Origin of the sequence: Pseudomonas sp. RV120224-01b (assembly GCF_003208145.1) — a bacterium.
Lineage (GTDB): Bacteria > Pseudomonadota > Gammaproteobacteria > Pseudomonadales > Pseudomonadaceae > Aquipseudomonas > Aquipseudomonas monteilii.
This window is the reverse complement of sequence record NZ_QKMQ01000002.1, coordinates 549,436-574,495: the sequence shown is the minus strand read 5'-3', so window position 1 is coordinate 574,495 and position 25,060 is coordinate 549,436. Positions and strand designations below refer to the sequence as shown.

Genomic DNA, 25,060 nt, shown 5'->3' with positions numbered 1-25,060 from the left:
TGCCGGCGATGGGCTGCGCAGCAGCCCCGATTGGCTTAACTGACTGGCATTAGGGCAAGCCCGCGAACACCGGCGAAGCCGGTGCCATATAGCGCATCTACATTAGCGAACGAATCAACCCACGAGCCGTGGCACCGCGCGCACATAAATCAGCTCGCATACCAACTCCACCAGCGTTTGGGTTATCACTGCTGCCGCAGCCAACCCACGGATTTCTTCCGGCAATGCCAGCGCCAGCGGCAACACCACCAGCGAGTTTCGCGTGGCGGCGCTGAAGGTGACCGAGCGTGCTTCGGCAACAGGCAGGCGCAGCAGCCGCGCCGAAATGAACCCAAGCGCGGGCGCCAGCAACATGAAGCCGATGTACACCGGAATGACCGGTAGCAAACGGTCGAAATCTCGCAGCACCACAGCAATCTGCGAGGCGATCACAACCACCAGCACCAGGGCCATCGCCGGTACGGGCAACCACGCCCAGGCGTCGTTCCAGGCCGAAACCGCGCCTGAGCGACGAGCGCCGGCACTGGTGAGCACGGCCAGGATCATTGGCAACACAATCAACAGTACAAAGGCTTCCACGAACGGGGTGATGGAGATTGCCACGTTGCTGCTGTCTCCCAGCATCCAGGCCAGATACACCGGCAGTAGCACCAGTTGCAGCAACAGCAGCACGGGTGTAGCGGCCAAGGTAAGGCGCGAGTCGCCTTTGCCTATGTGGGTGAACACCACCACATAGTCGATGCACGGCGTAAGCAGCACCAGCAAGGCGCCGACGAGGATCGCCGGGTGTTCCACCAGCCCACGGGTAATGGCCCAGACCAGTAACGGCACAAGGATGAAGTTGGCGAGCAGTAACGCGGTGATGAAGCGGCGGTTGCCCAAACCCTGACGCAGGTCGAGGAAAGGGATCTGCAGAAACATCGCATACATCAACACGGCGATGGCGGGGGTCACCAGGGCTTCCAGCTGGCTGGCGCTGTCGCTGGCCATCAAGCCGAAGGCTACGGCCGCGAGCACGGCGGCGAAGTAGATTGGAATCTGGTGGGTTTCGAGTTGTTCCCTGGTCAAGGTGCGGCCTGTGCTCGATAAGTGAATGGGGGCACAGGGTAATACGTGATTGCAGTGGCGCAAACGAAAAAGCCCGGCACTAGGCCGGGCTTCTTCACATCAGGCAATCGCCAATCAGTTGCCGTAAACCGGCAGCTTCTTGCAGATGGCCTTGACCTTCTCACGTACAGCGTCGATGACCGCTTCGTTGTTCAGGTCAGCCAGGATGTCGCAGATCCAGCCGGCCAGCTCGCGGCACTCGGCTTCCTTGAAACCACGGGTGGTAACGGCTGGGGTGCCGAAACGCAGGCCCGAAGTGACGAATGGCGAACGTGGGTCGTTCGGTACCGAGTTCTTGTTGACGGTGATGAACGCTTTGCCCAGGGCGGCGTCAGCGTCCTTACCGGAGATTTCCTGCTTGATCAGCGACAGCAGGAACAGGTGGTTCTGGGTGCCACCGGACACTACGTCGAAACCACGCTCGATGAACACGCTGGCCATGGCCTGGGCGTTCTTCACCACTTGCTGCTGGTAAGCCTTGAACTCAGGCTGCAGGGCTTCCTTGAAGCAGATGGCCTTGGCAGCGATGACGTGCTCCAGCGGGCCGCCTTGGGCGCCCGGGAAGACAGCGGAGTTCAGCTTCTTCTCGATGTCGGCGTTGGCGCGGGCCAGGATCAGGCCGCCGCGCGGGCCGCGCAGGGTCTTGTGCGTGGTGGTGGTGACCACGTCGGCGAACGGAACAGGGTTCGGGTACACGCCAGCGGCAACCAGGCCGGCAACGTGGGCCATGTCGACGAACAGGTAGGCACCGACCTTGTCGGCGATGGCGCGGAAGCGGGCGAAGTCCAGAACCTGCGAGTAGGCCGAGAAGCCGGCAACGATCATCTTCGGCTTGTGCTCGACAGCCAGGCGCTCGACTTCGTCGTAGTCGATCAGGCCGTTGCCGTCGATGCCGTACTGGATGGCGTTGTACAGCTTGCCCGAGGAGCTTACCGAAGCACCGTGGGTCAGGTGGCCACCGTGGGCCAGGCTCATGCCCAGGATGGTGTCACCGGCCGACAGCAGGGCCAGGTAGACGGCAGCGTTGGCCTGGGATCCGGCGTGCGGCTGGACGTTGGCGTAGTCGGCGCCGAACAGCTCCTTGGCACGGTCGATGGCCAGTTGCTCGACGACGTCGACGTATTCGCAACCACCGTAGTAGCGCTTGCCTGGGTAGCCTTCGGCGTACTTGTTGGTCAGGACCGAGCCCTGAGCTTCCATGACTGCCGGGCTGGTGTAGTTTTCCGAAGCGATCAGCTCGATATGCTCTTCCTGGCGCAGAGCTTCTTGCTGCATGGCTTCGAAGAGCTCGGCGTCGTACTTGGCAATGGTCAAATCACGGCTGAACATGGCGGTCCTCAAGGATCGGGGTAGTTTGGGGGGGCATTCTAACCGATTGATTCGCGGCTGGCATATGAAGTGGCATCAAGTCGCGGACCAATGGGCTTCATGTTGCATCCCGCGCCGTGTCTGGGCTGCGCGGGCGCGCTAGTTGACCCGGAAGTCCGCTTTTGAGGGGGCTTTGCCCCCCTCAATGGAACATGAACAGGGTCTCGTTGGAGAACTGCGCCTCGAACTGATGCGCCGGCATCGGCCGCCCGAACAGGTAGCCCTGGACCTCGTCGCAACCATGTTCGCGCAGGAACTCCAGCTGTTCGTGGGTTTCCACACCCTCGGCGATGACCGCCAGGTTGAGGCTGTGGGCCATGGCGATGATCGCCCGGGCAATTTGCGCATCCTGCTCACCTTCGGGCAGGCCGTCGACGAAGGTGCGGTCGATCTTCAGCACGTCGATGGGGAACTGCTTGAGGTAGTTGAGCGACGAGTAACCGGTGCCGAAGTCGTCGACCGCAATGCTCAGGCCGAGGTTCTTCAGGCTGGCAAGAATCTGCAGCGCCTCGTTCACTTCGCGCATCAGGATACTTTCGGTCAGTTCCAGCTCCAGACACGCAGGCGGCAGGCCGCTCTCTTCAAGGATGTTGGCAATGCGCGTGCCCAACTGGCCGTCGGAGAACTGCCGCGCGGAAATGTTCACTGACACCTTGGGCACTCGCACCTTGGCCTTGTGCCAGGCCTTGAGCTGCCGGCTGGCCTCGCGCAGCACCCAGTCGCCCACGTCCACCACCAGGCCCAGTTCCTCGATCACCGGTATGAAGTCGCCCGGTGGCACCAGCCCACGGGTCGGATGGCGCCAGCGCAGCAGCGCTTCGGCACCGGTCAGGCGCTTGCCGTCGCCGCTGAACTGCGGCTGGTAGTAGAGGATGAACTCGTTCTGCTCCATGGCATGACGCAGGTCGCTTTCCAGCTCCAGGCGCTCCAGGGCGCTGGCGTTCATTTCGGCCTGGTAGAACTGGAAGTTGTTCTTGCCGCGTTCCTTGGCGTGGTACATGGCGGTATCGGCGTTTTTCATCAACTGGCTCAGCTCGCCGCCATCCTGCGGGCTGAGGGCGATGCCGATACTGGCGGTGACGAAGAACTCGCGGTTTTCCAGCACGAACGGGCGCACCAGGCTGCCGAGGATGTTCTCGGCCACGTGGATGGCGCGGTTTAGGGCCATCTCGCGGGTGGGGCGCGGTTGCAGCAGCAGGGTGAACTCGTCGCCGCCCATGCGCGCCACGGTGTCGTCGTCATCCACGCAGGCCAGCAGGCGCAGGGCCATGTCCTTGAGCATGCGGTCGCCGGCGGCATGGCCGAGGGAGTCGTTGATCGGCTTGAAACGGTCCAGGTCGAGGAACATCAGCACCACCCAGGCTTTCTGCCGCTCGGCCTGCTGCAGGGCGTTGTACAGGCGGTCCTGGAACAGTGTGCGGTTGGGCAGGTGGGTGAGGGCGTCGTAGTAGGCCAGGCGGTGGATGCGCTGTTCGCTGGCCTTGCGCTCGCTGATGTCGGTGAAGAAGCACACGTAGCTGGCCAGGTCGCCCTCGTCATCGAGTACTGCAGTAATGCCGACCCACGCCGGGTAGTGGTCGCCGTCGCGGCGCTTGAGCCACACCTCGCCTTCCCAGCTGCCGCGCTGGTGCAGCTGCTTGACCACGTAGCGCAGGTGGCCTTCCTGCTGTTCATCGACGGTAAGCATGCCCGGCAGCTGGTCGAGCACTTCACTGACGGCATAACCGCTGACACGGCTGAACGCCTCGTTGGCCTGGACGATATAGCCGGCCGGGTCGGTGATGAGGATCGCCGACGTGGAGTGCTCGAATACCGTCGCGGCCATGCGCAGGTCTTTTTCGGCGCGGCGTTGCTGGCTGATGTCGCGGCCCACGCCAAGCACGCCTTCAAAGCGTTGGTCATCGTCCCACACCAGCACCAGGCGCAGCTCGATCGGGATCTTGCGGCCATCGGCGCGCAGGCAGTCGAACAGGAACAGCTGGGTTGGCAGCTGGTTGCGCAGCTGGGCCAGTTGTGCCGGGTCGCCCATGGCCTTGCTGACGCGTTCCATCAGGCTGTAGATACCGGTGAGCTGGGCCGGGTTGGCGATGATCGATTGCCAGCCGTTGGCGAAAATCCAGTCAGCCTGGTAGCCCAGCACGCTCTGCACGGAAGGGCTGACATAGTTGAGCTGCAGCAGGCTGTCGGTGGAGAAGATCACGTCGCTGATGCTTTCGGCGAGCATGCGGTAGCGCTGTTCGCTGTCGCGCAGTGACTGGCTGGCCTCGATCTGCACCGTCACGTCCTTGCCCACGCCGATGATGCGCGTTACCAGGCCATCGGCGTCACGGGTCAGCACCTGTTCGCGGATGTCGTAGCAGCGCCAGCCGCCATCACGGTGGCGGAAGCGCAGCTGGCAGTGCAGTGGTTGATCATGGCCGTTGTCACGCTGTTGCTGGCGCAACGCCTGGTAGTGCGCGGCATCTTCGGGGTGCAGCAGCAGCTCCCAGAAGCGGTCGCCCATCTGCGCAAGCTCGGTACGGTCGTAACCCAGGGTCTGCCCCAGGTGGCGGTTGCTGAAGATCATCCGCTGGCTGATTACGTCTTGCACGTACAGCTGATCGGGCACGGTGCGCACCACGTCCGACCAGAAACTCTCGCGCTCCAGCAACGACAGCTCGACCTGTTTGCGGCTGGTGATGTCGCTGATGCTGAGGATCACGGCCTGGTAGTCGCGGCGCTGCTGCGGCAGGCGCGCCATCAGCCACAGGTGCAACTCGCCACCCAGCGGAGCCGGCAGGCGCACTTCAAGCTCCAGCACCTGGCGTTGTTCGATCAGCGCGTCGATCAGTTGCATGCCGACGCTGTCGCGGCCATCGCCGCTGCCATCGATCAGCCGCTGCCAGGCCCCTTCGTGGCATTCGATGTTCAACAGCTGGCGCGCCACCTGGTTGACCTCGGTAATCTTCAGCTCCAGCAACAGCGAACGGCGCAGGTTCGGGTCCAGCGCCAGGCTGTGCTTGAGTGCGGCGTGGTTGCGCAGGTGGTAGCGGTCGAGCTGGCCGGGCAGACTGGACAGGTCGAGCACGCACAGGGCCACGCCGGTGCCTTCGAAGATTTCCTGGTAGCGCCGGCGGTCTTCCTGCAACGCGCGCTGGCGGCGGCGCATGTTGATCAGCGCCAACACCGGCAACAGGGCACAGAACAGCACCAACAGGCATTTGCCGATCAGCGCGGGCAGCAGTTTTTGCTGGGTCAGCTTGGCGTCGAACAGGCCGCGCAGCTGCCAGGTGCTGTTGTCGATGAAGGCCAGCATCACGCTTTGCAACGGCTCGTGGCTGGTGTCGGTTGGGGCGTGCTGCTGCAGCACTTCGCCGCTGCGGCTGTTTTCCAGTAGCCACAGCGGGTGGCCGCCGCCATCGAGGTGAACGGTGAGCTCGCGGTAGTAGTCCGGCGACAGGCGCAGCAGCCAGTAGCCGCGGTCCTGTTCGGCGGCCTGGCGCAGCAGCAGGTACAAGGTTCGATTGTCGGCCGAATTGGTAAAGAAGTACGGGCGCCCCTGGTTCAGCGTCAGCAGCTCGTCAAGCAACTGGCGGTCCGGGCTGCCTGGCAGGCTGTCGCTGCGCAGCTGCCCGGCGCTGTCCAGCCAGGCCATGCTCTGCAGGGCGGGCAGGCGTTCGCGCAGGGTATCCAGCAGGCTGGGCAGGGCGGCCGGCGTCGGCGCATTGACGTAGGGCTGCACCACGTTCACGGCTTGCTGTGCCTTGAACGCCATGTTCAGGCTCAGGTGGTCGGCCAGCTCTGCGGTGGCGTCCAGGCTTTGTTTGCGCAGGTCGGCCTGGGTGTGGTTGAACTGGGCGAACAGCTGCCACAGCAGCAGGCCCAGCAGGATCAGGGCCAGCAGCGCCAGCGCACCCTTGATCGACCCGCGCAGGGTAGCGGCGGGCGCGTGTGGCGCGGAACGCAATGACGACGGATGAGTAAGGTTGGTCAAGCGTTGATCCTGCGATTGGGCTGGCGATGGCAGGGAAGGATCATGCACGGTGAGTGCCGGTGCCTGGCTGCCGTACCGCGGTGGCGCACTATAAGGCCGGACACCCGAAACCGGCTAGCATGCCTAGGATTATGGCAAAGTGCCAGCCATGTTGACCGATGGTGCCTGCCCGGTGGTTCGGCAAGCCCCTGCAACCTGTGCGAGAATAGCGCCCGCTTCACATGACAACGCATCGGAGATGTTCGGTTTTGGTTACTCACTTTTCCTCCAATGGCCTCGATTCCGCCTGCGGGCGCAGCAGTCAGACCCTTGTCAGCACTGCCGTGACCGAGGACGTATCCTGCAAGTCTTGCCAGCGTTCGCTGAGCAAACCCGAGGCGGCCAACGCCGCCAAAAGCAAGGCCCCGTCGCTGGCTGAACTGCGCAATACCGCCAAGGCGGCAGCAGAGCCGGCAGTTGCGGTGGCTGCGGCCAACAAGCCGGCAGTCAAGGTGGTCAGCACTGCGCCTGCGGCCGGCAAACCCGCCAAGGTTGGCGAGCAGCAGCCTGCCCGCAGCGGTGGTTTCAGCGTGAAGTCTGCCTGGGCTGCGCGCCTGGCCGAGCAGGGTGACCGTTGCCGGTTGCCGCGTGGCAAGGCCAGGCAGCGTCACGTCTGAGCCATTTTCGGCTGCTGTGCCGGCCCTTTCGCGGCTAAAGCCGCTCCCACAGGTACTGCGTTGCCCTTGAGGGCGGCGATATCTCTGTGGGAGCGGCTTTAGCCGCGAAGGGGCCAGCATAGGCAATACATTTCTCCCAGGGATCACTCCGATCCCAGCCCACCATCGCCCCCTCCTATGCAACGCCGTGCGTTGGCGTAGAATGGTCGACTTTGTTCAACGACACCCAAACACACATCTCCCTGGCGAGCGCGCCGGGGCGATCGTCGATGTCTTTACCTATCTGATTAGAGGGCTTGGTTTTGGCTCAATACGTCTACACCATGCATCGGCTGAGCAAGGTCGTGCCGCCGAAGCGGGAAATTCTCAAGAACATTTCCCTGTCGTTCTTCCCGGGCGCCAAGATTGGCGTGCTCGGCCTGAACGGCGCCGGTAAGTCGACCCTGCTGCGGATCATGGCGGGCGTCGACAAGGAATTCGACGGCGAAGCCCGTCCGATGCCCGACATCAACGTAGGCTACCTGCCGCAGGAACCGCAACTGGACCCTAACAAGTCCGTTCGCGAAGTGGTCGAGGAAGCCGTCAGCGTGATCAAGGACGCCCAGGCGCGCCTGGACGAGGTTTACGCCGCCTACGCCGAACCGGATGCCGACTTCGACAAGCTCGCTGCCGAACAGGCCAAGCTGGAAGCCATTCTGCAAGCCGCCGATGGCCACAACCTGGAGCGCCAGCTGGACGTCGCCGCCGATGCTCTGCGCCTGCCTGCCTGGGATGCCCGCATCGAGCACCTGTCCGGTGGTGAGAAGCGCCGTGTGGCCCTGTGCCGCCTGCTGCTGTCGGCCCCCGACATGCTGCTGCTCGACGAACCAACCAACCACCTGGATGCCGATTCGGTGGCCTGGCTGGAGCGCTTCCTGCACGATTTCCCGGGCACCGTGGTTGCGATTACCCACGACCGTTACTTCCTCGACAACGTCGCCGGCTGGATCCTGGAACTGGACCGCGGCGCCGGCATCCCGTACGAAGGCAACTACTCGGGCTGGCTGGAAGCCAAGTCGGACCGTCTGGCGCAGGAATCCAAGCAGCAGAGCGCCCACGAAAAGGCCATGAAAGAGGAACTGGAGTGGGTGCGTAAAGGCGCCAAGGCTCGCCAGTCCAAATCCAAGGCCCGTCTGCAGCGCTTTGAAGAAATGCAGTCGCAGGAATTCCAGAAGCGCAGCGAAACCAACGAGATCTACATCCCGGCTGGCCCGCGCCTGGGCGACAAGGTCATCGAGTTCAAGAACGTCACCAAAGGCTACGGCGACCGCGTGCTGATCGACAACCTGTCGTTCGCCATGCCTAAAGGCGCCATCGTCGGCGTTATCGGTGGTAACGGTGCCGGTAAGTCGACCCTGTTCCGCATGCTGATGGGCAAGGAGCAGCCGGACTCGGGCAGCATCGAGATCGGTGAAACCGTGCAACTGGCCTGCGTGGACCAGAGCCGTGAAGACCTGGACGGTGCCAAGACCGTGTTCCAGCAGGTTTCCGACGGTTCCGACATGATCCGCATCGGCAACTACGAGATCCCGTCGCGTACCTACGTTGGCCGCTTCAACTTCAAGGGTGGCGACCAGCAGAAGTTCGTCAAGGACCTGTCCGGCGGTGAGCGTGGCCGCCTGCACCTGGCCCTGACCCTGAAGGAGGGCGGCAACGTCCTGCTGCTCGACGAACCGTCCAACGACCTGGACGTTGAAACCCTGCGTTCGCTGGAAGAAGCCCTGCTGGACTTCCCGGGCGCCGCGATCGTGATTTCCCACGACCGTTGGTTCCTGGACCGTGTGGCTACCCACATCCTGGCGTACGAAGACGACTCGAACGTGGTGTTCTTCGAAGGTAACTACACCGAGTACGAAGCCGACCGCAAAAAGCGCCTGGGCGATGCTGCTGCCCAGCCGCACCGTGTACGGCACAAAAAACTGGCCCAGTAAGCCGGTTTGAGTTGCACAAGAATGGGGCTCTGCGGAGCCCCATTTTTGTGCCTTGGTGAAACCTGAAAACGGCTGTTTTGGCAGTAAATTTGTATACACTTACATAAAGCGCACCAAATAATTTCAAAAAAACGACATCACGCCCTATTCCAGTGCGATTGCTTCTTGGTACATTCCTGAAAAAAACAATAAGTCCAAAACCTTCGGTGAGATGTCTACCATGATCGAATCTGTCGACAATTTCCTTGCACGCCTGCAACAGCGTGACCCAGGCCAACCTGAATTCCACCAGGCGGTGGAAGAGGTGCTGCGCACCCTGTGGCCATTCCTTGAAGCCAATCCGCATTACCTGCAATCCGGCATCCTTGAGCGTATGGTCGAGCCGGAGCGTGCTGTGCTGTTCCGCGTCTCCTGGGTCGATGACCAGGGCAAGGTGCAGGTCAACCGCGGCTACCGCATTCAGATGAGCAGCGCCATCGGCCCGTACAAGGGCGGCCTGCGCTTCCACCCGTCGGTGAACCTCAGCGTGCTGAAGTTCCTGGCCTTCGAGCAAGTGTTCAAGAACTCGCTGACCTCGCTGCCCATGGGTGGCGGCAAAGGTGGCTCGGACTTCGACCCGAAAGGCAAGAGCGACGCCGAAGTGATGCGCTTCTGCCAGGCGTTCATGAGCGAGCTGTACCGCCACATCGGCGCTGACTGCGACGTACCTGCTGGTGACATCGGCGTGGGTGCCCGCGAAATCGGCTTCATGTTTGGCCAGTACAAGCGCCTGGCCAACCAGTTCACCTCGGTGCTGACCGGCAAGGGCATGACCTACGGCGGCAGCCTGATCCGCCCTGAAGCCACCGGCTATGGCTGCGTGTACTTCGCTGAAGAAATGCTCAAGCGCCAGGACAAGCGTATCGATGGCTGCCGCGTGGCGATTTCCGGCTCGGGCAACGTGGCCCAGTATGCGGCGCGCAAAGTCATGGACCTGGGCGGCAAGGTGATCTCGCTGTCCGACTCCGAAGGCACCTTGTATGCCGAAGCCGGCCTGACCGACGCCCAGTGGGATGCGGTGATGGAACTGAAGAACGTCAAGCGTGGCCGCATCAGCGAGCTGGCCGGGCAGTTCGGCCTGGAGTTCCGCAAGGGCCAGACCCCGTGGAGCCTGCCGTGCGACATCGCGCTGCCGTGCGCCACGCAGAATGAACTGGGCGCCGAAGACGCCCGCACCCTGCTGCGCAACGGCTGCATCTGCGTGGCCGAAGGTGCCAACATGCCGACCACCCTTGAGGCTGTGGATATCTTCCTGGACGCTGGCATTCTGTACGCCCCGGGCAAGGCCTCCAACGCCGGTGGCGTGGCCGTGTCGGGCCTGGAAATGTCGCAGAACGCCATGCGCCTGCTGTGGACTGCCGGTGAAGTGGACAGCAAGCTGCACAACATCATGCAGTCGATTCACCATGCGTGCGTGCACTACGGTGAAGAGGCGGATGGCCGTATCAACTACGTCAAAGGTGCGAATATCGCAGGCTTCGTGAAAGTGGCCGATGCGATGCTGGCGCAGGGCGTGGTCTGATTCGAGGCTTTTGGGGCTGCTTTGCAGCCCATCGCCGGCAAGCCAGCTCCCACAGGATTACCGCAGCCTTTGAGACCTGTGGTGATCCTGTGGGAGCTGGCTTGCCGGCGATGGGCCGCACAGCGGCCCCTTAGGGTCCAACTTCGATTTCGACCACTTCAATTGCCTGATCCCCCACCGGCCGCCGCCAAACTACCTCATCTCCAGGCCCTGCGCCCAGCAATGCCCGCCCCAACGGCGAGCCCCAGTTAATCAAGCCCCGGCCCGCATCCGCTTCATCCTCGCCCACCAGCTGCACCACCTGTTCCTGATCCTGCGCATCCACAAACCGCACCCGGCTACCAATCTGCACCTTGCTGCGTGAAGTCGCTGCCGGCACCACCTGGGCACTCTGCACCCGCGCACTGAAATAACGCAGGTCCCGCTCGGTCTCGGCCAGGCGCTGTTTGTCGGCACGCTCACCCTGCGCCTGCAGTTCGCTGCGCAGGGCATTCAGTTCGGCCACGCGCGCCTGCAAAAGGCGCAGGCCGTTGGCGGTGACGTAGTTGGGTTGTTCGCTGACGAGGCGCTCGACGGGTGGGTCGGCCTGGTCGGCAGCCTGGTCTTCGTTGACGAATGCTCGGCTCATGCTGGGCCTCCTTGTGCTGAAGACCAGCATGGCAGGCCGTCGGTTTCAAGGGATGTCCGTTTGCGACTGACTTAGTCGTGGCGATAGGCTTTTGCGGCACCGCGATCCTTTTCCTGTTGCCACTCCCGCTCGCGCTCGTCCCAGAAGCGCTCATGGTACTCGCGCTGTTCTTCGCTATTTTGCATGGCGTGGCACTGGCGAAAGCCGTCGTCCCAGCCGGTTTCATACTGACGCTCGTGCAGATAGCGCGGCACGTCCTTGCGGAAGTTGCCCACCATCAGCCCGGCAGCCTGGCGGCCGCTGCTGCAGCCGTCCTGGAAGCCATCGGCATAGGCAGGCGGATAACCACGGTTGACCATCTGCTCGTGGGTGGTTTCACAACCTGACAGCAACAACGCCATGCACACGCCGAACCAGTACCGCGACATAACCACCCAGCCCTCCAATTGATAATGGAAAGTCTAGGTGGCGATTTGTCGGGGAGCTGTCAAAACGGTGTCAAAGAGTCGATTGGGTCACTAGTAGTGATACCACTTCAGCTCCAGCATCACCTCATTCTGCGCCGTCGCCAGGTGGCTGAACTCGCGTGATGCACTTAACCGCACGCCCACGTTCTGGCTGATCTCCCACTGCTGGTTCAGGCTCACACTGCGGCGGACTTCGCCATTGGTGAAATAGTCGCCTTTGGCCTCCAGCGTCAGGTTGCCCAAGCCGTTTCGCCACAGCAGGCCGCCATTGAAGCCTGCCGCTGGAGCGATGAATTCGGCGAAATCATTGTGATGTTCGACCCGCACGGTGCCCAGAGCAAAGCCCAGCAAACCGTCGGCCAACTGCCAGGTACCCCCGGCGCCACCGTTCACATGGCTGACCAGCACTTCGTCATCATGTTTTCCCGGCACGCGCTCAAGGCCGCCAGCCACCTGCCACGACCAGGGTTTGAGCAACGCGTTGCGCGGCGTCAGCGAGCGGATGGTGGCCAGGTCCAGGCGCTGCACTTGCCAGTCGTTGCCTTCGTACTGGCGCACTTTCAACTGCAGGATCTCGATTTGGGCACCCAGCGGGAAGCCGTAGGCATTGTCGTTGAGGTCGTGATAGGCCATGCGCAGGCCGTACTCGGCGTAGGCGCGGTCTTCACGGGTGCCCACGCCTAACTGCCAGGTACGTGAGTCGTGGCCGTCTTCGGGCAGGCCGGGGCGCTCGATTTGCAGGGGCGGCGGCGGGTTGCCGTTGATTGCCCGCAGCAGCTCGAAGCTGCGCTTCGCCTGCCCGGGGTCGCGTTCCTGGCCATTGGCCCGGTAACGCTCCAGGCGATACGCGGCATCTTGCACGAGCGCTTGCCGTTCGCGGGGCAGGGCCTTGAATTCGGCGCTCTGCAATTGTGCGGTGTCGGCACTCACGGCCAGCACCTGCTGCTTTTCGCCGTGATCCAGTGGCTCGGCGCGGGCCAGCAATTCACGTTCGCGAGAAGGGCGGTATGTCTCGCTGGCGACCAGGCCGGACTGCTTCACGGCCTTCACGGTATCGGTCGGGATGGCGGTCAACGGGAACTGCGAGGTCAGGTCCAGGCTTGGCCGGGCCACTTGCAGCAGCTCCAGCAGGCGGTACGAGCAGTTTTCGTCGAAGAAGAAGTAGTCGAACTGGATCTGCTTCAACTCCCACACATGCTCGACCATGCGCCCGGTTTCTTCGGGGGTGAGGTCCAGCTGGTATTCCCACAGGTCGCGGTTTTCCAGGCTGCGGTATTCGGACAGTTTCTCCTGGTAGGGCATGAGCGCGAACAGCCCCGGGTAGCCGCCCATCAGGCCTTTCCAGGCGTACAGGATGCTGTTGTCACTGCCCTCGATGTACGCACCGAAGTTGATCGCGTAGCTCAGCAGGGTGGTGTCGTCGCTGCGGGTGTTGGACTGGTCGATGCGCAGCAGGGTGTGGCCGAACATGGACGATGGGCTGTTCAGGTAGGCCGCCGGGAAAATCAACGCGGCGCTGTGCGGGTCGATCGACTGATACCAGGTCTTGAATTCCTGGCAATCCGGTTGCGGCAGGCCTTGCAGGCCAAGCTGTTCACGTAGCCAGCGGGTGCGTGCAGGGAATACACACTGGGCGTGCTTGTCGCCGAGGCTGGCCGGGGCATACAGCGCGTCGACCGTGGCTTGCAGCTCCTGGTCAGGGTGGTGTGCGCCGTCCTTGGCAAGGAAGAACGCATCGTCGTCCACATAGCTGCGCCAGCCCCCGAGCTTGGCGGTTTCGTAATGGCCCAGGGCAATCCAGTAAGGGGTGTTGGCCAGTTGCTGGAGACGGCTTTGATCCAGCACGGGCGCGGCATGAACAGGGGCGCAGGCACACAGCGCCAGGGCAGCGAGGCGTTTGAGCATATCGGGCAACTACTTCTTGACGATGCCGAAAAAGGCGAAACCCGCCCCGGGTGGGGCGGGAGCAGCAGGGCTTAGGCCTCGGTAGCGTATTTGGCCAGGCGTGGGTCGTTCTTCAGAACGGCCAGGGTGTTGCTGTGGACAGTTTCAGCAGTGACGTCGGCGCTGGTGAAAATCTGGTTGAAGTGCTGGTGGGCGACCGACTGGAAGTAGCTGCGGTCTTCCGGGGCCACACCGAGGACCACGGCATAGGTGGTCAGCGCTTCACCCTGGCCCATGGCCATGTCTTCGGACAGCTCGTTCATCATGCCGTTCATGGCGAACCACGACTTGCCGCCGTAGGTCAGCGAGGCTTTGGTGGAGCAGCCGTTGGTGCCGGAGGTCATGCCGAAGGTGGCGTTACCGGAGGTGCCGTTGGTGGTGGAGGCCAGGAAGTGTGCCGGCGTGCCGCGCTGGCCTTCGAACAGCATGTTGCCCCAGCCGCAGTTCGGGCCGCCTGGCGCTTCAGCCATGGCGTTCAGCGAGACCACGGTGAACAGAGTACCCAGAAGAATCCGTTTCATAGCATTTGTTCTCTTTGTCTTAACCAAGGGTCAGGGTTTCTGGCAACTCGGTTGCCAGGTCGGGAAAGCATTTCACCCACCCGCGCAGCTTGGAGTTTAGGCACGATCTAAAGGTTGCGTTGTTGATTGCGAAAAATTTGCTGTTACATGACTTGCATGGGCTGCGACATAAAGTCCCGCAGAGCCTTGCAAGGCGCGCGCGGGCAGCGCCAGAATGCTGCGTATCTGCCCCGCCGAAGTAAGGAAACCCAATGCCCGATCCTGTCGCTGCGCGCCTGCGTCTCGCGCCTGAAGCCCTGACCCGGCGTTTCTCACCCGAGCAGTTTGCCTTTACCAATACCGACGATCTGGAGCCGTTTCGCGGAGTCCTGGGCCAGGAGCGTGCTGTCGAGGCCCTGCAGTTTGGTGTGGCCATGCCACGCCCCGGTTACAACGTGTACGTGATGGGCGAGCCGGGTACCGGCCGCTTCTCGTTCGTCAAGCGCTACCTCAAGGCCGAGGGCAAGCGCCAGCAGACCCCGGCTGACTGGGTCTACGTCAACCACTTCGACGACACCCGTGAACCGCGTGCGCTGGAATTGCCTTCCGGCAGCGCCGGGGCGTTCATCGCCGACATGGGCGGGCTGATCGACAACCTGCTGGCCACCTTCCCGGCCGTGTTCGAACACCCGTCGTACCAGCAGAAGAAGGGCGCCATCGACCGTGCCTTCAACCAGCGTTATGACCGCGCCCTGGATGTGATCGAGCGTGCCTCGCTGGAAAAGGACGTAGCGTTGTACCGCGACGCCAGCAACGTTGCCTTCACCCCGATGGCAGACGGCAAGGCGCTGGATGAAGCCGAGTTCGCCCAGTTGCCGGAAGACGTGCGTGAACAATTCCACGAGGACATTGCCCAGCTCGAAGAGCAGTTGAACGAAGAACTGGCCAGCCTGCCGCAATGGAAGCGTGAGTCGAACAACCAGCTGCGCCAGCTGAATGAAGAAACCATTACCCTGGCCTTGCAACCGTTGCTGGCGCCGTTGTCGGAAAAGTATGCCGAGAACGCCGCAGTGTGCGCCTACCTGCAGTCGGTGCAACTGAACCTGCTGCGCACCGTGGTCGAGCAATTGGTCGACGACAGCAAGACCGACGCTGCCGCGCGCAAGCTGCTCGAAGAGCAGTACGCACCCAACCTGGTGGTCGGCCACCATGCTGCCGGTGGTGCGCCGGTCGTGTTCGAGCCGCACCCGACTTACGACAACCTGTTCGGCCGTATTGAATACAGCACCGACCAAGGCGCGCTGTACACCTCGTACCGCCAGCTGCGCCCGGGCGCGTTGCACCGTGCCAACGGCGGTTTCCTGATTCTCGAAGCCGAGAAAATGCTGGGCGAGCCGTTCGTGTGGGATGCGCTCAAGCGTTCCTTGCAGTCGCGCAAGCTGAAGATGGAGTCACCGATCGGTGAACTGGGCCGTGTCGCCACCGTCAGCCTGCAGCCGCAGATGATTCCGCTCAACGTCAAGCTGGTGATTATCGGCTCGCGCCAGCTGTACTACGCCTTGCAGGACCACGACTCGGACTTCCAGGAGATGTTCCGGGTGTTGGTGGACTTCGACGAAGACATGCCGATGGTCGACGAGAACCTGGAGCAATTCGCCCAGCTGTTGCGCACCCGCACCAACGAAGAGGGCATGGCGCCGTTGACCAGTGACGCGGTGGCGCGCCTGGCGACCTACAGCGCCCGCCTGGCAGAGAACCAGTCGCGCCTGTCGGCGCGCATCGGTGACCTGTTCCAGCTGGTCAGCGAAGCCGACTTCATCCGCCAGTTGGCCAGTGACGAAATGACCGACGCCGGGCACATCGAACGTGCGCTCAAGGCCAAGGCCACCCGCACCGGGCGTGTGTCGCAGCGGGTGCTGGACGACATGCTTGCCGGCATCATCCTGATCGACACCGAAGGCGCGGCCATTGGCAAGTGCAACGGCCTGACCGTGCTGGAAGTGGGCGACTCGGCGTTCGGTATGCCGGCGCGCATCTCGGCCACCGTCTACCCGGGCGGCAGCGGCATCGTCGACATTGAGCGCGAGGTCAACCTGGGCCAGCCGATTCACTCCAAGGGGGTGATGATCCTGACCGGTTACCTGGGTAGCCGCTATGCCCAGGAGTTCCCGCTGGCGATTTCCGCGAGCATCGCGCTGGAGCAGTCTTACGGCTATGTGGACGGTGACAGCGCCTCGCTGGGCGAAGCCTGTACGCTGATTTCGGCCTTGTCGCGCACGCCGCTCAAGCAGTGCTTTGCCATCACCGGCTCGATCAACCAGTTTGGCGAAGTGCAGGCAGTGGGAGGGGTGAACGAGAAGATCGAGGGCTTCTTCCGCCTTTGCGAGGCCCGTGGCCTGACCGGTGAGCAGGGGGTGATCATTCCGCGTGCCAACGTTGCCACCCTGATGCTCGACGAGCGCGTGCTTCAGGCGGTGGAGAACGGCATGTTCCACGTCTACGCGGTCAGCCAGGCCGATGAGGCGCTGAGCCTGCTGGTGGGCGAGGAGGCCGGGGTGCTCGATGACAACGGCCAGTTCACCGAGGGCAGCGTCAATGCCCGGGTGGTGGAACGCCTGCGCGAAATCGCCGAAATGATCAGCGAGGAAGAAATCGAGAAGGCAGAAAAGGAACGCCTCGAAGAGGTGATTGCCCAGGCCAAACCGGCCTGAGTCAATAAACCGGCGCTAGCGGCGAAGTGCTACCGTTCAGCGCCGGTTTTCCATCTTTCTGTACGGTTCTTCTATGCTGGAACTTAAGGACGGTACAGCGTTCAGGATGGAAACAGCCTGAGGTACAGGCTGAACAAGGCTCTTTGGAGGGGACGCGGCCATGCGCAACCTCAGCCTCACACGCCAGTGCCTGGGCCTGGTGACCCGCATCGAATGCAGCATCCGCCCACTGGCTGGGGACAACGGCATGTGGACGCTGCTGTTTGCCGCCGGCATGGCCGGTGAACAACCCTCTGCGATCAAGGCTCAAGGGCCTTTCCATGGGCCGCTTGTGGCCGAATCGGTGCTCAATGCCATTGTCGACAGCCTGACCTTGCACGGGTACCAGGTGGCCGAGGACCCGCAGATCTGGTGCCTGCACCTGCAGGCGCAGTTGCGCAAGATCAATGGCGAGCGGTGTCGGAACCTGGGGGATTACCAGTTTCATCCTGAGACCTGACGGATTGCCTTGGGCTTTTGCTGTAACAGGTGGCTGGCTATACTCGCGGTCGTTTTTCCAGTCACCTGACGAGTCCCAAACTTTCCATGGAACGTATTCTCGAAAATGCGATGTATGCCTCGCGCTGGCTGCTCGCACCCATCTACTTCGGCCTGTCCCTCGGCCTGCTGGCCCTGGCGCTGAAATTCTTCCAGGAAGTGGTCCACGTCCTGCCTAACGTCTTTGCCCTGAGCGAAGCCGACCTGATTCTGGTGATCCTGTCGCTGATCGACATGTCGCTGGTGGGCGGCTTGCTGGTGATGGTGATGATTTCCGGCTATGAGAACTTCGTCTCGCAACTGGATATCGACGAGAGCAAAGAGAAGCTCAACTGGCTGGGCAAGATGGACTCTTCGTCGCTGAAGATGAAGGTTGCTGCGTCGATCGTGGCGATTTCGTCCATTCACTTGCTGCGGGTGTTCATGGATGCGCAGAACATCTCCACCGATTACCTGATGTGGTACGTGATTATCCACATGACCTTCGTGGTGTCGGCATTCTGCATGGGCTACCTGGACAAGCTGACCAAGCACTGAGCCAGATAGCTGTTGGCGCCGCCCGTCCGTTGCAAAACGGACGGGCGGTGTTGTTTCTGGCTTGTGCTTTCAGCCAGCCTGTACAAAAAATGAGCTCTCATGCGTGGTTCCCGTCGCGAGGTGCTCTCATGAACCTGCATCAGCTCAATACCGAGGCCAGGGCTGGCCATGTCGATGAACTGAACCTGATCGCCATCGAAGGCGGTGATTACCTGCTTGAGGCCCGGGTCAAAGGCCGTGCCCACCCCTTGTCCGACACCCGTGGTGAGCGCTTGCGTGTGCACTCGGTGGAGGATGCGCGCAACTTGCTGCAAACCATCCCCATGGTTTCGATGAACCTGGTGCACTGGTCGGTGCAAGATGAAATGTGCGGCATGGGCACGCACCCGGAAGAAGACCTGAAGGTGCCGATTTCCCAGCGTTCGGCCTGGTAGCTGCTCGCAGCGCCCCAGTGTGCTAGGCTGCTCGCCCTTTTCATCAAGGGCGCGGCTGCACTGCGCCCTGCAGTGGAGCACGACAATGTCCGAACTCAACCTGTCCACCGACGAAACCCGCGTCAGCTACGGCATCGGCCGTCAGCTGGGCGGCCAGCTGCGCGACAACCCGCCACCAGGCGTCAGCCTGGAGGCCATCCTGGCCGGCCTGACCGATGCCTTCAACGGCGCCGACAGCCGCGTCAGCGAAGCCGACCTGTCGGCCAGCTTCAAGGTCATCCGTGACGTGATGCAAGCCGAAGCCGCAGCCAAGGCCGAAGCCGCTGCTGCCGCTGGCAAAGAATTCCTGGTCGAGAACGCCAAGCGCGAAGGCATCACCACCCTGGCGTCGGGCCTGCAGTTCGAAGTGCTGACCGCCGGTGAAGGCGCCAAGCCGACCCGCGAAGACAACGTGCGCACGCACTACCACGGCACCCTGATCGACGGCACTGTGTTCGACAGCTCCTACGACCGTGGTCAGCCGGCTGAATTCCCGGTAGGCGGCGTGATCGCGGGCTGGACCGAAGCCCTGCAGCTGATGAACGCAGGCAGCAAATGGCGCCTGTACGTGCCAAGCGAGCTGGCTTACGGCGCCCAAGGCGTTGGCAGCATCCCGCCGCACAGCGTGCTGGTGTTCGACGTCGAGCTGCTCGACGTTCTGTAATACCGCTGGGGCCGCTTTGCGGCCCTATCGCGACACAAGGCCGCTCCTACAGGGACATGCGATACCTCATGGGTATGCGTTCTCTGTAGGAGCGGCCTTGTGTCGCGATCGAGGGCGAAGCCCTCGCTAGGGCCATCAGTTCCAGTCTGTTCCCGCCGGGCGCAACGCCCGCGCATAGCAGAACAGAAACAGGTTCCGCACCAGCTCCTTGAGCACCCCCGGTTCACTCGAATTCAGCCCGCTCATGTCCAGGTCGCCCTGGTCACGCAGTTCATCGAGTGCTTCTTCTTCAAGCACCGCGCACACTTCGCCGGTTTCCCGATGAAGAATGCGCAGGTAGGGGTGAGGGCGGTCCAGCCAGGCGTCGATCAGATAAGTCATGGCTATTCTCCTTGGATAGCAGTCCCAATGAGAATAATTCTTATTATCTAAATAGCAAGCGCCAATTGGCAGATTTTTGTGTAATCAGACTTTGCGGACGAACTCGGACTTCAGCTTCATGGCGCCGATGCCGTCGATTTTGCAGTCGATGTCGTGGTCGCCGTCGCACAGGCGGATGTTCTTGACCTTGGTGCCGACCTTGACCACCAGGGACGAGCCCTTGACCTTGAGGTCCTTGATCACGGTGACGGTGTCGCCGTCCTGCAGGATGTTGCCGACCGAATCCTTTTTCACCACCTCGTCGCTGGCCGCCTCGGCATCGCCGCTGGCCGACCATTCGTGGGCGCATTCAGGGCAGATCAGCTGAGTGCCATCCTCATAGGTGTATTCGGAGTTGCATTTAGGGCAGGGTGGCAGAGTGCTCACTTCGGTTCCTCAAACAAACAGACGGGCGGTTAAAGGCCTGCATTGTAAAAGGTATTTTTCCAGAAGGGATTATGTCCGGACAAAAGCATCGCGGGCAAACCCGCTCTCACAGGATCTGCGCCACCTTTGAGGCTTGCGCTATTCCTGTGGGAGCGGGCTTGCCCGCGAAGAAGGCGACTCGGTCTGTCAGTGAGTACGTGCGACCGCAAACTCGCTCAGCTCAACCAGCGCATCCCGGTATTCGCTGGCCGGCAGCACTTCGAGGCACTCGATGGCACGCTTCACGTAATCACGGGCCAGCTCTGCGGTGTACTTCAGCGCCCCCGATTCCTCGACGGCCACGCGAATCTGCTCAAGGTCCTCCAGGCCACCTTTCTGGATCGCCTGGCGCACCAGTGCAGCCTGTTCGGCAGTGCCTTCACGCATGGTGTAGATCAGCGGCAGGGTAGGCTTGCCTTCAGCCAGGTCGTCACCCACGTTCTTGCCCAGGGTTTGCGAGTCGCCTTTATAGTCCAGCAGGTCGTCGACCAGCTGGAAGGCCACACCCAGGTGGTCACCGAAGGTGCGCAGGGCTTCGCGCTGTTCGTCTGTCGCTTCGGCCAGCGCGGCAGCGCTGTGGGTCGAGGCTTCGAAGAGCATCGCGGTCTTGCCGCGGATGACTTCCATGTAGACTTCTTCGGTGGTGCTGGCATCGCGTACTCGCGACAGCTGCAGCACTTCACCCTCGGCAATCACACGGGTGGCCTTGGACAGGATCTGCATGACCGGCATCGAGCCCAGCTCGACCATCATTTCGAACGAGCGCGAATAAAGGAAGTCGCCCACCAGCACGCTTGGCGCGTTACCCCACAGGGCATTGGCGGTGGAGCGGCCGCGGCGCATGCCGGACATGTCGACCACGTCGTCGTGCAGCAGGGTGGCGGTGTGCAGGAATTCGATGGTGGCGGCCAGCAGGCGCAGGTCGTCGCCTTCGCGGCCCAGGGCTTTGCCGCACAGCAGCACCAGCAGGGGGCGCAGGCGCTTGCCACCGGCGGACGTGATATAGTCGCCGATCTTCGATACCAGCGGCACGCGCGAGGTCAGCTGCTTCTTGATGATCTCGTCGACGGCGCTGAAATCATCAGCCACCGCACGGTAGAAGGTTTGGGGTTGCATCGGCTGCTCCAGTGAGGTTGCGCGGCATGCTAGGTCGCAGGTCCCGGTGTGTCAAGGCGCGGTGCCCGCTGGCCGGGGGCGGCACTTGCAAGCAAAACCCGGGTTGCGTACAATCGCGCACCCTAACTTCCTGGGCAGCACCTGCCTTACGCAATTGCACCGGGCCGTTCCAGCCCCATGCAGCCATGCCAGCCAATACTCATCATATAAAGCGCTGGGTGAGCAGGATTATCGGAGAAATACCATGTCTTACGCAGTAATCGTTACCGGCGGCAAGCAGTACAAAGTCGCTGAAGGTGAATTCCTCAAGATCGAAAAACTGGAAGTCGCCACTGGCGAATCCGTGACCTTCGATCGCGTTCTGCTGGTCGCCAACGGTGAAGAAGTCACCATCGGCGCTCCAGTTGTTGCTGGCGCTAAAGTAGTGGCTGAAGTTGTTTCGCAAGGCCGCCACGACAAGGTTCGCATCATCAAGTTCCGTCGTCGTAAGCACCACATGAAGCGTATGGGCCACCGCCAGTGGTTCACCGAGATCAAAATCACCGGCATCCAGGCTTAATCCCCTAGATCCCCTGAATTTATTTGGAGAATTGAACCATGGCTCACAAGAAGGCTGGTGGTAGTACTCGTAACGGTCGCGACTCAGAATCTAAACGCCTTGGCGTGAAGATGTATGGCGGCCAGGTTATCAAGCCAGGCAACATCATCGTCCGTCAGCGCGGTACTGAATTCCACGCTGGCTACGGCGTTGGCATGGGCAAGGACCACACCTTGTTCGCCAAGATCGAAGGCGTGATCAAGTTCGAGAAAAAAGGCGAGTTCATGCGCCGTTACGTGAGCATCGTCGCCGCTTAATCGCGACGTCGCTCCAGAAGCCCCGTCATGCGACGGGGCTTTTTCGTTTGTGGTGAGCCTCTTGCAAAGCTGTTTGTCTGGGTTGCCGGCGTTGGTTTCTACGGTCGTACGGGGCCGCCGCGCTCATTTTTGCAAGAGCCTCATGTTTTTGAGTCATTCAGCTCGTCTGCCGACGAGAGGCGGTTTTAATGAAGTTTGTTGACGAAGTATCCATTCGGGTCAAGGCCGGTGACGGCGGCAACGGTTGCATGAGCTTCCGTCGCGAAAAATTCATCGAGAACGGTGGCCCCAACGGCGGTGACGGTGGCGACGGCGGCTCGGTGTACATGGTCGCTGACGAAAACCTCAACACCCTGGTCGACTATCGCTACACCCGTCACCACGAGGCCCAGCGCGGCGCCAACGGCGGCAGCACCGACTGCACCGGCAAGAAAGGCGACGACCTGTTCCTGCGTGTGCCGGTCGGCACCACCGTGATCGACGCTTCCACCCAGGAAGTGATCGGTGACCTGGTGACCCCGGGCCAGAAGCTGATGGTCGCCCAAGGCGGCTGGCACGGCCTGGGCAACACCCGCTTCAAGTCCAGCACCAACCGTGCACCGCGCCAGACCACCCCGGGTAAACCAGGTGACCAGCGCGACCTGAAGATGGAAATGAAAGTGCTGGCCGACGTGGGCCTGCTGGGCCTGCCGAACGCCGGTAAGAGCACCTTCATTCGCTCGGTTTCCGCCGCCAAGCCGAAAGTGGCCGACTACCCGTTCACCACCCTGGTACCGAACCTGGGCGTGGTCAGCGTCGACCGCTGGAAGAGCTTCGTCATCGCCGACATCCCCGGCCTGATCGAAGGTGCTTCCGACGGTGCCGGCCTGGGTATCCGCTTCCTCAAGCACCTGGCGCGTACCCGCGTGCTGCTGCACCTGGTCGACATGGCGCCGCTGGACGAAAGCAGCCCGGCCGATGCCGCCGAAGTGATCGTCAACGAGCTGACCCGCTTCAGCCCGTCGCTGGCCGAGCGTGAGCGCTGGCTGGTGCTGAACAAGGCCGACATGGTCATGGAAGACGAGCGCGACGCGCGCGTTCAGGAAGTGGTCGAGCGCCTGCAGTGGGAAGGCCCGGTCTACGTGATTTCGGCCATCTCCAAGCAGGGCACCGAAAAACTCAGCCACGACCTGATGCGCTACCTCGAAGACCGCGCCGACCGCCTGGCCAACGACCCGGCCTACGCCGAAGAACTGGCCGACCTCGACCAGCGTATCGAGGACGAAGCCCGTGCCCAGCTGCAGGCCTTGGACGACGCGCGTACCCTGCGCCGTACCGGCGTCAAGAGCGTGCACGACATCGGCGACGATGACGGTTGGGACGATGATTTCGAGGACGACGAAGACGGCCCGGAAATCATTTACGTGCGCGACTGATCGGTTGCAGTACACTAAACGCCGCTCTCTGGAGCGGCGTTTTTGTATCCACGGTATCTACAGATTCGACATAGGTTGGAAGAAGATGCGAAGCAAGGTGACGGGCGCCAAGCGCTGGGTCGTGAAGATTGGCAGTGCTCTGCTGACCGCCGATGGCAAAGGCCTCGACCGCGGTGCCATGGCCGTTTGGGTCGAGCAGATGGTCGCGCTGCGTGAGGCGGGCGTGGAGTTGGTACTGGTGTCCTCCGGGGCCGTGGCTGCCGGCATGAGCCAGCTGGGCTGGACCACGCGACCGAGCGCGATGAACGAGCTGCAGGCAGCTGCCTCGCTCGGCCAGATGCGCCTGGTGCAGGCGTGGGAGTCGAGCTTCGGCGAGCACGGCAAGCACACCGCGCAGATCCTGCTGACCCATGACGACCTGTCCGACCGCAAGCGTTACCTGAACGCCCGCAGCACCCTGCGCACGCTGGTCGACCTGGGTGTGGTGCCGGTGATCAACGAAAACGACACCGTGGTTACCGACGAGATCCGCTTCGGCGACAACGACACCCTGGCGGCGCTGGTGGCCAACCTGGTCGAGGCCGACCTGCTGGTGATCCTCACCGACCGCGACGGCATGTTCGACGCCGACCCGCGCAACAACCCCGAAGCCCAGCTGATTTACGAAGCCCGCGCCGACGACCCGTCGCTGGACGCCGTGGCCGGTGGCACCGGTGGTGCCCTGGGCCGTGGCGGCATGCAGACCAAGCTGCGCGCTGCGCGCCTGGCTGCCCGTTCCGGTGCTCACACCATCATCATCGGTGGCCGCATCGAGCGCGTGCTGGACCGCCTCAAGGCGGGCGAGCGCCTGGGGACTCTGCTGTCGCCCGAGCGCGGCATGCTGGCTGCACGCAAGCAGTGGTTGGCCGGTCACCTGCAAACCCGTGGCACCCTGGTGCTGGACGCCGGTGCCGTGCAGGCGCTGCGCCAGGCCAACAAGAGCTTGCTGCCGGTTGGCGTGAAGACGGTGCAGGGCAGTTTCCGCCGTGGCGAGATGGTGGTGTGCGTCGGCCCGGACGGTCTGGAAGTGGCGCGCGGGTTGGCCAACTACAGCGCCCTGGAAGCGCAGAAGATCATTGGCCAGCCATCCGATGCCATCGAAAGCCTGCTGGGCTACAGCGCCGAGCCGGAGCTGGTGCACCGCGACAACCTGGTGCTGGTATGAGCCTGTTCAAGCGGGTGATCGGCGTGATAGCGCTGGTGCTGCCAATGCTGGCCGGGGCCGAGGAAATCGGCCAGGTGTCCACCGTGTTCAAGTTCCTCGGGCCGAACGACCGCATCGTGGTCGAGGCGTTCGACGACCCCAAGGTCGAGGGCGTGACCTGCTACCTGTCGCGGGCCAAGACAGGCGGTGTGAAGGGTGGGTTGGGGCTGGCCGAGGACCGTGCGGAGGCATCGATTGCTTGCCGTCAGGTTGGGCCGATCAACTTCAAGGGTGAGTTGAAAGACGGCGAGGAGGTGTTCAAGGAGCGCACCTCGCTGGTGTTCAAGACCATGCAGGTGGTGCGCTTCCTGGACAAGAAGCGCAATACGCTGGTGTACCTGGTATACAGCGACCGCATGATCGAGGGCAGCCCGCAGAATGCGGTGACTGCGATACCGATCTTGCCTTGGGCGCATTGATAGCCTGGTAGATCCTGGGAGGCCTTTGGCCTCCATCGCGACACAAGGCCGCTCCCACAAAAGTCCTGCG

Annotated in this window: 23 protein-coding genes; 13 read left to right on the top strand and 10 right to left on the bottom strand. The window is 62.4% G+C overall.

The window, feature by feature from the left end; genetic code table 11:
* Positions 1-114 precede the first annotated feature (114 nt).
* From N436_RS05880 to N436_RS05870, 3 genes are all read right to left on the bottom strand, one after another.
* Complete coding sequence (locus N436_RS05880; RefSeq protein WP_105945576.1) at positions 115-1,068, bottom strand: arsenic resistance protein; 954 nt, start codon at positions 1,066-1,068, stop codon at positions 115-117.
* A gap of 114 nt (positions 1,069-1,182) precedes the next feature.
* Positions 1,183-2,436 carry a serine hydroxymethyltransferase gene (gene glyA, locus N436_RS05875; RefSeq protein WP_016713363.1) on the bottom strand — a complete coding sequence of 418 codons (1,254 nt, stop codon included), beginning with the start codon at positions 2,434-2,436 and terminating at the stop codon, positions 1,183-1,185.
* 181 nt (positions 2,437-2,617) lie between these two features.
* Positions 2,618-6,448, bottom strand: a complete 3,831-nt coding sequence (locus tag N436_RS05870) for a bifunctional diguanylate cyclase/phosphodiesterase (protein ID WP_110740595.1) — start codon at positions 6,446-6,448, stop codon at positions 2,618-2,620.
* A 248-nt stretch (positions 6,449-6,696) separates the two neighbouring features.
* Between N436_RS05870 and N436_RS05865 the strand changes: the two genes are divergently transcribed.
* The 3 genes from N436_RS05865 (at position 6,697) to gdhA (ending at position 10,635) form a co-directional block, all read left to right on the top strand.
* A complete protein-coding gene (locus N436_RS05865) occupies positions 6,697-7,104 on the top strand; it encodes a hypothetical protein (protein ID WP_110740594.1) in 408 nt (135 codons plus the stop codon).
* Positions 7,105-7,406: 302 nt separating this feature from the next.
* Positions 7,407-9,074 carry an energy-dependent translational throttle protein EttA gene (gene ettA, locus N436_RS05860; protein WP_105945579.1) on the top strand — a complete coding sequence of 556 codons (1,668 nt, stop codon included), beginning with the start codon at positions 7,407-7,409 and terminating at the stop codon, positions 9,072-9,074.
* Between the two features lie 220 nt (positions 9,075-9,294).
* Positions 9,295-10,635, top strand: coding sequence for an NADP-specific glutamate dehydrogenase (gene gdhA / locus N436_RS05855; RefSeq protein WP_027609768.1), 1,341 nt, complete (start codon positions 9,295-9,297; stop codon positions 10,633-10,635).
* 130 nt (positions 10,636-10,765) lie between these two features.
* Here the strand turns inward: gdhA and N436_RS05850 are convergent, their stop codons facing one another.
* The 4 genes from N436_RS05850 to N436_RS05835 form a co-directional block, all read right to left on the bottom strand.
* Positions 10,766-11,263 carry a GreA/GreB family elongation factor gene (locus N436_RS05850; protein ID WP_105945580.1) on the bottom strand — a complete coding sequence of 166 codons (498 nt, stop codon included), beginning with the start codon at positions 11,261-11,263 and terminating at the stop codon, positions 10,766-10,768.
* 71 nt (positions 11,264-11,334) lie between these two features.
* A complete protein-coding gene (locus N436_RS05845; RefSeq protein ID WP_105945581.1) occupies positions 11,335-11,691 on the bottom strand; it encodes a hypothetical protein in 357 nt (118 codons plus the stop codon).
* 90 nt (positions 11,692-11,781) lie between these two features.
* Entirely contained in the window at positions 11,782-13,635 is a 1,854-nt protein-coding gene (locus tag N436_RS05840; RefSeq protein WP_105945582.1) for a DUF4105 domain-containing protein, read from the bottom strand.
* 71 nt (positions 13,636-13,706) lie between these two features.
* Positions 13,707-14,195 (bottom strand): DUF3015 domain-containing protein, encoded by a 489-nt coding sequence (locus N436_RS05835; RefSeq protein WP_016713355.1) that lies wholly within the window; start codon positions 14,193-14,195, stop codon positions 13,707-13,709.
* A gap of 251 nt (positions 14,196-14,446) precedes the next feature.
* Here N436_RS05835 and N436_RS05830 point away from each other — a divergent pair, with 251 nt between their 5' ends.
* The 5 genes from N436_RS05830 (at position 14,447) to N436_RS05810 (ending at position 19,096) form a co-directional block, all read left to right on the top strand.
* Entirely contained in the window at positions 14,447-16,885 is a 2,439-nt protein-coding gene (locus N436_RS05830; RefSeq protein WP_019099374.1) for a Lon protease family protein, read from the top strand.
* A 160-nt stretch (positions 16,886-17,045) separates the two neighbouring features.
* Positions 17,046-17,384 carry a hypothetical protein gene (locus tag N436_RS05825; RefSeq protein ID WP_084297418.1) on the top strand — a complete coding sequence of 113 codons (339 nt, stop codon included), beginning with the start codon at positions 17,046-17,048 and terminating at the stop codon, positions 17,382-17,384.
* Between the two features lie 86 nt (positions 17,385-17,470).
* On the top strand, positions 17,471-17,959 hold the full coding sequence (locus N436_RS05820; protein WP_003247486.1) for a TIGR00645 family protein: 489 nt from the start codon (positions 17,471-17,473) through the stop codon (positions 17,957-17,959).
* Positions 17,960-18,087: 128 nt separating this feature from the next.
* On the top strand, positions 18,088-18,393 hold the full coding sequence (locus N436_RS05815; RefSeq protein ID WP_105945583.1) for a DUF6482 family protein: 306 nt from the start codon (positions 18,088-18,090) through the stop codon (positions 18,391-18,393).
* Between the two features lie 85 nt (positions 18,394-18,478).
* The gene (locus tag N436_RS05810) at positions 18,479-19,096 is read left to right on the top strand and encodes an FKBP-type peptidyl-prolyl cis-trans isomerase (protein ID WP_016713351.1); all 618 of its coding nucleotides are present in this window, start codon (positions 18,479-18,481) and stop codon (positions 19,094-19,096) included.
* A gap of 135 nt (positions 19,097-19,231) precedes the next feature.
* On the opposite strand, the gene N436_RS05805 is transcribed toward N436_RS05810, so the two are convergent.
* From N436_RS05805 to N436_RS05790, 3 genes are all read right to left on the bottom strand, one after another.
* Entirely contained in the window at positions 19,232-19,477 is a 246-nt protein-coding gene (locus N436_RS05805; RefSeq protein ID WP_016713350.1) for a hypothetical protein, read from the bottom strand.
* A gap of 84 nt (positions 19,478-19,561) precedes the next feature.
* Positions 19,562-19,903, bottom strand: a complete 342-nt coding sequence (locus N436_RS05800) for a zinc ribbon domain-containing protein YjdM (RefSeq protein ID WP_009686103.1) — start codon at positions 19,901-19,903, stop codon at positions 19,562-19,564.
* Between the two features lie 186 nt (positions 19,904-20,089).
* Positions 20,090-21,058, bottom strand: coding sequence for a polyprenyl synthetase family protein (locus N436_RS05790; RefSeq protein WP_016713348.1), 969 nt, complete (start codon positions 21,056-21,058; stop codon positions 20,090-20,092).
* A 244-nt stretch (positions 21,059-21,302) separates the two neighbouring features.
* Between N436_RS05790 and rplU the strand changes: the two genes are divergently transcribed.
* From rplU to N436_RS05765, 5 genes are all read left to right on the top strand, one after another.
* On the top strand, positions 21,303-21,617 hold the full coding sequence (gene rplU, locus N436_RS05785) for a 50S ribosomal protein L21 (RefSeq protein ID WP_003247466.1): 315 nt from the start codon (positions 21,303-21,305) through the stop codon (positions 21,615-21,617).
* Between the two features lie 38 nt (positions 21,618-21,655).
* Positions 21,656-21,913: a 50S ribosomal protein L27 gene (rpmA, locus tag N436_RS05780; RefSeq protein ID WP_003247464.1), complete on the top strand. Its 258-nt coding sequence runs from the start codon at positions 21,656-21,658 to the stop codon at positions 21,911-21,913.
* A 188-nt stretch (positions 21,914-22,101) separates the two neighbouring features.
* Complete coding sequence (gene cgtA / locus N436_RS05775) at positions 22,102-23,328, top strand: Obg family GTPase CgtA (RefSeq protein WP_060500244.1); 1,227 nt, start codon at positions 22,102-22,104, stop codon at positions 23,326-23,328.
* A gap of 85 nt (positions 23,329-23,413) precedes the next feature.
* A complete protein-coding gene (proB, locus tag N436_RS05770) occupies positions 23,414-24,532 on the top strand; it encodes a glutamate 5-kinase (RefSeq protein WP_025754691.1) in 1,119 nt (372 codons plus the stop codon).
* Complete coding sequence (locus tag N436_RS05765) at positions 24,529-24,990, top strand: CreA family protein (protein ID WP_105945585.1); 462 nt, start codon at positions 24,529-24,531, stop codon at positions 24,988-24,990. Before proB ends, N436_RS05765 begins: the two co-directional genes overlap by 4 nt.
* The last annotated feature ends 70 nt before the right edge of the window (positions 24,991-25,060 follow it).